We start from the raw sequence: 4,924 nt of genomic DNA on the forward strand, positions 1-4,924 counted from the left end.
TGCTCGGAGCTTCCCTAAAAATGTTAAAGTCTTGTTCGGTTCTATTACCCGACCAGTTTTTTACTTTTCGCTTTGACATAGTGTCAATGACACGATAAAAAAGCTCTGGCTCAATGATATTCGGATAGTAGCCTTCAATATATCCCATCAAGACCTTTTTTGACTTGCCGTTAGAGTCGTATTCGACTCTATGCTTGGGCATGCAGCCAATTACGGTTCTGTTTTTTATAAGCTTATTCAGGGTTCCGTTGTTCCACTTCTTTTTTGACGTTTCATTTATTTTCACAATTGCTGTGTTAATGCCGTGAGTGAGCAACAGTTCAAACAACTGCCTAATTTCTTCTTGTTCTTCTTCAACTATGCAGAATTTATTATCTGCTACGCGCAGACCATACGGGATAGAGTTTCCTTTCTGAATTATGATATCACCATGCTCTGCCCGATTGCGGCGGTCTCGCCACACATCAGATAATCGCCGTGATTTTGAACTCGACTCCTCGTTTGCTCGCTGGGCGATTAGCGCAATCATCATGAGGTTTTCAAAATCGCGCGAGGGGTCACTATATGAGTAAGTTTTACTATCAATCGTTGTGTAGATGTGTATTCCTCTCTTCAATATATTCTGAAGAAGCTCTACTCCATCCAATACCCGCTGCCGAGTGATTCGGTCAATGGACTCTACAACTAAAAAATCCCCAGGACGGATTACGTTTTTTTCTATTTGTTCAAGTATTTCTTTGAAGCTCCCCGTTCTCGCATTATCCCCCCGGAATGCGGACTTTCCACGGTCATAATGAACCTCTTCGATTACTACGCCGGTTTTTTGCGTGAAGCTTTCGAGGGCATTGAATTGGCGATTTTCGCTATCGCCAGTAGCTTGCGTTAAGCGTGAAAAACGTATGTAAGCATATGCTTTGGTCATGTGGGTCTCCTTCACACGGAGAATCATAGCACCGTATGATCAGCGGCCTGTCGCTCGGCGTGCTGGTGGTCGAGGCCAGTGTTGCCAGCGGCTCGTTGATTACCGCGCGACTGGCCGCCGAGCATGGGCGAGAGGTGTATGCGATACCGGGTTCGATTCACCACCCGGGTGCCAAGGGCTGCCACCAGTTGATACGCGACGGCGCAACGCTGGTCGAGACCGTTGAGCACATTCTTGAAGGCTTGCAGCACTGGAGGAGCGTTGCGCCCGGTGCCCCGCCCGAGACACCTGCCAAACCTGTGCCTTGCGACCATCCACTTCTGGCGCTGTTGCACGCTGCGCCGCATACCAGCGAGGGGTTATCGGTCTCCAGCGGCTGGCCGTTGCCCAAGGTACTGGCGGGCCTGACCGAGCTGGAACTGGACGGCAGAATAAGCTGTGAAGCGGGACGATGGTTCGCCAGAGCGCCCTGAGGTTAAACTGCCGTCAGGATTTAGCGGAGAGACAAACAATGGTCAGCAGTTGGCGTGTGCAACAAGCCGCTCAGGATATTCGAGCCGGTGCGGTGATTGCTTACCCGACCGAGGCAGTCTGGGGCCTGGGGTGTGATCCATGGGATGAAGAAGCGGTTTATCGTTTGCTGGCGATCAAGTCACGGCCAGTGGAAAAAGGCATGATCCTGATCGCCGACAACATTCGCCAGTTCGACTTTCTGTTCGAAGACTTCCCCCAATTGTGGCTCGACCGAATGGCCAGCACCTGGCCGGGGCCCAATACCTGGCTGGTGCCGCATCAGAACCTGCTGCCCGAGTGGATCACCGGCATTCATGAAACCGTGGCGCTACGCGTCACCGACCACCCTACGGTGCGCGAACTGTGCGCGTTGGTCGGCCCGTTGATTTCCACATCGGCCAACCCGGCAGGTCGTCCGGCTGCCCGTTCGCGGCTGCGCGTCGAGCAGTACTTCCGGGGTCAGATCGACGGTGTGCTGGGCGGAAGCCTGGGCGGCCGCCGAAACCCCAGCGTGATCCGTGATATCGCAACCGGCCAGGTCATGCGCGCTGGCTGACGCTGGCGCGAGCGCTGGCTCAGGGAATCAGAATGGTCGAGCCAGTGGTGCGCCGAGCGGACAGCTCGGTTTGCGCCTTGGCGGCGTCCTTCAAGGCGTACTGCTGAATGTTGTCGACCTTGAGTTTGCCGCTGGCGAGCATGTCGAACAGCTCGTCAGCCATGGCTTGCAGGTTCTGCGCATTGTTTGCGTAGGTGCCCAGCGTCGGGCGGGTGACATACACCGAGCCTTTTTGCGCCAGAATCCCCAGATTCACACCTAAGACCGGTCCGGACGCATTGCCGAAGCTCACCACCAGCCCACGCGGTGCCACGCTGTCGAGCGAGGTCAGCCAAGTGTCCTGCCCCACGCCGTCGTAGACCACCGGGCACTTCTTGCCGTCGGTGAGTTCCAGCACACGTTTGGCGACGTCTTCGTGGCTGTAGTCGATGGTTTCCCAGGCACCCAGCGCCTTGGCGTGAGCGGCCTTCTCCGGTGAGCTGACCGTGCCGATCAGCTTCGCGCCCAATGCCTTGGCCCACTGACAGGCCAACGAGCCGACACCACCCGCCGCCGCATGAAACAGAATGATCTCGCCCGGCTTCACCTGATAGGTCTGGCGCAGCAGGTATTGCACGGTCAGGCCCTTGAGCATCAACGCAGCGGCCTGCTCGAAACTGACCGAGTCCGCCAGCTTCACCAGATTCGCCTCAGGCAGCACATGCACCTCGCTGTACGCACCCAGAGGCCCGGTGCCATAGGCGACACGATCACCGACCTTGAAGCGCGTCACCTCATCACCCACCGCCTCGACTACACCCGCCCCTTCAGCACCGAGCCCTGAAGGCAACTCAGGCGCTGGATACAGCCCGCTACGGTAATAGGTATCAATGAAATTCAGGCCAATGGCCTTGTTGCGCACAACCACCGCCTGCGGCCCCGGAGCCTCTGGCTCGAAATCGACATATTCAAGAACCTCGGGTCCTCCGACAGTGCTGAACTGGATACGCTTTGCCATGTGCTCTCTCCTTGATGGTTAAAACAAGTTCCGAAAGCACCTATCGGACTCCTTCCCCCGGCCTTCGTCAACTGCCAGCCTGCGCTGCCGATGGTATGCTACGCGCCAATTTGCCTGCGCCTCTTTTGCTGCGGGGGCTCAGCCGTTTGACGTCAGCCGTAAGGGATCCTCATGAGTACCCGTACCGAGGCCGTAAAAGCCTACCTGCTCGACCTGCAAGACCGGATCTGCACCGCGCTCGAGCAGGAAGATGGCAACGCACACTTTGTGGAAGATGCCTGGACGCGTCCGGCGGGCGGCGGTGGTCGCACGCGGGTGATCGAGAATGGCGCGGTCATCGAGAAAGGTGGTGTCAATTTTTCCCACGTGTTCGGCAGCAACCTGCCTCCGTCGGCCAGTGCCCACCGGCCTGAGCTGGCCGGGCGTGGTTTCGAGGCGCTGGGCGTGTCGCTGGTGATTCACCCGCACAACCCGCATGTGCCGACGTCCCACGCCAATGTGCGGTTCTTCATTGCCGAGAAAGAAGGCGAGGAGCCGGTCTGGTGGTTTGGTGGTGGTTTCGATTTGACGCCCTACTATGGCGTCGAGGAAGACTGCGTACACTGGCACCGGGTGGCCGAACGCGCCTGTGCGCCGTTCGGCGACGATGTCTACCCGCGCTACAAGGCGTGGTGCGACAGTTACTTCCACCTCAAGCATCGTGATGAGCCACGCGGTATCGGTGGTCTGTTTTTCGATGACGTGAACCAGTGGGATTTCGATACCAGCTTTGCCTTCATCCGCGCCATCGGTGATGCGTTTATCAATGCCTACCTGCCGATCGTGCGTCGTCGTAAGGCTGCGGCCTACACGGTGCAGCAGCGCGAATTTCAGGAATTCCGTCGGGGGCGCTACGTCGAGTTCAACCTGGTGTACGACCGCGGCACGCTGTTCGGTCTGCAATCGGGTGGCCGTACCGAATCGATCCTCATGTCGCTGCCGCCGCAAGTGCGCTGGGGTTATGACTGGAAAGCCGCTCCGGGCAGTGAAGAGGCGCGTCTGACCGAATACTTCCTGACTGATCGCGACTGGCTGGCGGACAACTGATGGACCGTTACGTCGTCTTCGGTAACCCCATTGGCCACAGCAAGTCGCCGTTGATTCATCGCCTGTTCGCCGAGCAAACCGGGCAGGCGCTGGATTACCAGACGTCGCTGGCACCTTTGGATGATTTCACCGCATTTGCCCAGGCGTTTTTCCAGACCGGACGTGGTGCCAACGTGACTGTGCCGTTCAAGGAAGAAGCCTATCGCCTCGCTGATAGCCTGACCGAGCGCGGGCAGCGTGCGGGAGCCGTGAACACCTTGAGCAAGCTCGATGACGGTACGCTGCTGGGTGACAACACCGACGGTGCCGGGCTGGTGCGCGACCTGACAGTCAATTGCGGGCGCAGCCTGCGTGGTCAGCGCATTCTGTTGCTGGGTGCGGGTGGTGCTGTTCGTGGCGCGCTGGAGCCGTTGCTGGCGGAGCAACCCGCAGTGCTGGTGATTGCCAATCGCACCGTTGAAAAAGCCGAACGACTGGCTCAGGAATTTGCGGATCTTGGCCCTGTGTTTGCCAGCAGCTTCGATTGGCTTGAAGAACCGGTGGATGTGATCATCAATGCCACCTCTGCCAGTCTGGCCGGAGAGCTGCCACCGATTTCCCCGAGCCTTATCCAGCCCGGTGCGACCTTCTGCTACGACATGATGTACAGCAAAGAGCCCACCGCCTTTTGCCACTGGGCCACTGAACAGGGTGCGGCACAGTCGGTTGATGGCTTGGGTATGCTGGTGGAGCAGGCGGCAGAAGCTTTCCTGCTATGGCGCGGCGTGCGGCCGGACTCGGCTCCGGTACTGGCCGAGTTGCGCAGGCTGCTGGCGGCTGGTTGACCGAGAGACTATCGTGCCAATGCTCC

5 protein-coding genes and 1 pseudogene are annotated in these 4,924 nt (G+C 58.1%); 4 read left to right on the forward strand and 2 right to left on the reverse strand.

Going from position 1 to position 4,924, the window contains the following annotated elements:
- The coding region (locus ALO64_RS13735) for a recombinase family protein (RefSeq protein WP_162232071.1) at nt 1–922 on the reverse strand (922 nt) is incomplete at its 3' end.
- 29 nt (nt 923–951) lie between these two features.
- Here ALO64_RS13735 and ALO64_RS13740 point away from each other — a divergent pair.
- Nucleotides 952–1,395, forward strand: a pseudogene (locus tag ALO64_RS13740) (DNA-processing protein DprA); the annotation flags it as partial.
- Nucleotides 1,396–1,433: 38 nt separating this feature from the next.
- Complete coding sequence (locus ALO64_RS13745; RefSeq protein ID WP_044344898.1) at nt 1,434–1,991, forward strand: L-threonylcarbamoyladenylate synthase; 558 nt, start codon at nt 1,434–1,436, stop codon at nt 1,989–1,991.
- 19 nt (nt 1,992–2,010) lie between these two features.
- Here the strand turns inward: ALO64_RS13745 and ALO64_RS13750 are convergent, their stop codons facing one another.
- The gene (locus tag ALO64_RS13750; RefSeq protein WP_044344899.1) at nt 2,011–2,988 is read right to left on the reverse strand and encodes an NADPH:quinone reductase; all 978 of its coding nucleotides are present in this window, start codon (nt 2,986–2,988) and stop codon (nt 2,011–2,013) included.
- 171 nt (nt 2,989–3,159) lie between these two features.
- Here ALO64_RS13750 and hemF point away from each other — a divergent pair, with 171 nt between their 5' ends.
- Nucleotides 3,160–4,074, forward strand: a complete 915-nt coding sequence (gene hemF / locus ALO64_RS13755) for an oxygen-dependent coproporphyrinogen oxidase (RefSeq protein WP_002551339.1) — start codon at nt 3,160–3,162, stop codon at nt 4,072–4,074.
- Nucleotides 4,074–4,898, forward strand: a complete 825-nt coding sequence (aroE, locus tag ALO64_RS13760; RefSeq protein ID WP_005732758.1) for a shikimate dehydrogenase — start codon at nt 4,074–4,076, stop codon at nt 4,896–4,898. Before hemF ends, aroE begins: the two co-directional genes overlap by 1 nt.
- The last annotated feature ends 26 nt before the right edge of the window (nt 4,899–4,924 follow it).

The sequence above is a fragment of the Pseudomonas meliae genome, assembly GCF_001400515.1.
GTDB lineage: Bacteria > Pseudomonadota > Gammaproteobacteria > Pseudomonadales > Pseudomonadaceae > Aquipseudomonas > Aquipseudomonas amygdali.

Coding starts and splice junctions, on each gene's coding strand:
- ALO64_RS13745 (WP_044344898.1), top strand. CDS start 1,434: ATGGTCAGCAGTTGGCGTGTGCAACAAGCCGCTCAGGATATTCGAGCC.
- ALO64_RS13750 (WP_044344899.1), bottom strand. CDS start 2,988: ATGGCAAAGCGTATCCAGTTCAGCACTGTCGGAGGACCCGAGGTTCTT.
- hemF (WP_002551339.1), top strand. CDS start 3,160: ATGAGTACCCGTACCGAGGCCGTAAAAGCCTACCTGCTCGACCTGCAA.
- aroE (WP_005732758.1), top strand. CDS start 4,074: ATGGACCGTTACGTCGTCTTCGGTAACCCCATTGGCCACAGCAAGTCG.